3 protein-coding genes (1 of these 3 cut by a window edge) are annotated in these 1,504 nt (G+C 66.4%); all 3 read left to right on the top strand.

The genetic code is table 11. The annotated features are described in order from the left end of the window. Positions 1 to 25, top strand: the end of a protein-coding gene (locus E6J58_24270; protein ID TMB31540.1) for a hypothetical protein. It extends 1,160 nt beyond the left edge of the window; the window shows 25 of its 1,185 coding nt (coding positions 1,161-1,185); the start codon falls outside the window, past its left edge; the stop codon is at positions 23 to 25. A gap of 49 nt (positions 26 to 74) precedes the next feature. After that, positions 75 to 395: a hypothetical protein gene (locus tag E6J58_24265; protein ID TMB31539.1), complete on the top strand. Its 321-nt coding sequence runs from the start codon at positions 75 to 77 to the stop codon at positions 393 to 395. Between the two features lie 49 nt (positions 396 to 444). Next, the coding region (locus E6J58_24260) for a hypothetical protein (GenBank protein ID TMB31538.1) at positions 445 to 1,504 on the top strand (1,060 nt) is incomplete at its 3' end.

Here is a 1,504-nt window from a genome sequence, read left to right as displayed (position 1 = left end):
ACGATGCCAAGGTCGCGGCTTGTGACTGCTTCGCGGCGGGGTTGCGGTTCTTCGACATCAGCAATGTGAGCGCGGTGAAGGAGATCGCGTATTTCAAGCCGCCCGCGCAGGGGACGAAGGCGCTGCCGGGCTCGCAGTACGCCGGCGCCGTCCCCGCCACTTTCATGAGGAACTACGACATGGCCACGTCGAAGCCGAGCTTCCCGAAAGACCGCGGAGCGAGCACGGGCGACGTGTGGATGACGGCACATGACAACGGGTTGGTGGTCGTCAAGCTGGACAAGAACGCCACCGCCTCGACCGGCGGCGGATGCGCGAGCACCGACGCTTCCATCGGCGGGCTTCTCGTCCTCGGACTCGCGCAACTCTGGCGGCGGAGAAAAGCGCCGGGTTGAGTGGCAGCTGGCGCCTGCCCCGCAGCGGGAAAAGGTTTAGCTTCTGGTCATGACGTGCAATGCGCGCCGCGGGCGCTGGCTTGCCGGTGGGGCACTGGCGTTGTGCGGATTTCTCGTCGCGGGTCCGCGCTCCGCCCGGGCGAACGGCGCGTTTCCCGACGAGTTCAGCATCCACTTTCCGCCGAATGCGCCGCACCGCATCCTGGTCGGCGCGAACTTCGGCCTCCTGGTCTCCGAAGACGACGGCGCCACCTGGCGGTACAGCTGCGAACCTTGGGTCGTCGCCGGTTCCAACGCGGCGGTGAACCCGGAGTCTTCGGTCATCTTCTACCAGGTGACCGCGGACGGCGTGCTGCTCGCGGACGCGGTCAATGTCACGCGATCCGCAGACCAGGCCTGCACCTGGCCGACCGCCACCGGTGTCGAGCGTCAGGTGATCACCGACATCTTTGCGTCGCCGAGCGATGCGAAGACGGTGCTTGCGATCATCGCGGTTGCGAATCCATCCGGCAGCTACATCGTCGGCTCGCATGACGGCGGAAAGACGTTCGACCCGACTCGTCTCTACGACACGGCGGACCTGCTCACGGGAATCGAGATCGCGCGAACCGATCCCCAAGTCATGTACGCGACCAGCGTCCGGACGTCCGGAGCCGGCAGCACCCTGCTCCAGAGCACCGACGCGGGAGCACACTGGACGCCGCACGATCTCCGCACCGACTCGGGTACGCAGCCACGCATTCTTGCGGTCGATCCGGTCGACAAGGGCACGGTCTACATTCGCGAGCTCAGCGGGCTCAAAGATGCGATCGTGGTCGCCACCAACGGCGGCCAGAGCTTGCAGGTCCTTCTCACGATCGACGGACAGTTCACCTCGTTCGTGCGGACGACCGACGGTGCTCTCTACGCCGGGACCTCGGCCGGGCAGCTCTACGTGCGACCGGCGGGCGCCGCCGACTTCTTGCCAGCGCGGCCTGCGCCGCACTTGCGATGCCTCGGGCAGCGGTTTGGCGAGCCGACGCGAATCTATGCGTGCGCCAACTTCGTCACCGACGGATACAGCCTCTACTCGACCGACGATGGCGGCCAGACGTTCACGCCGGTCATGA

It is taken from the genome of Deltaproteobacteria bacterium (assembly GCA_005879535.1).
Classification (GTDB): domain Bacteria; phylum Myxococcota; class Myxococcia; order Myxococcales; family 40CM-4-68-19; genus 40CM-4-68-19.
This window is presented reverse-complemented; position numbering and strand designations above follow the sequence as displayed.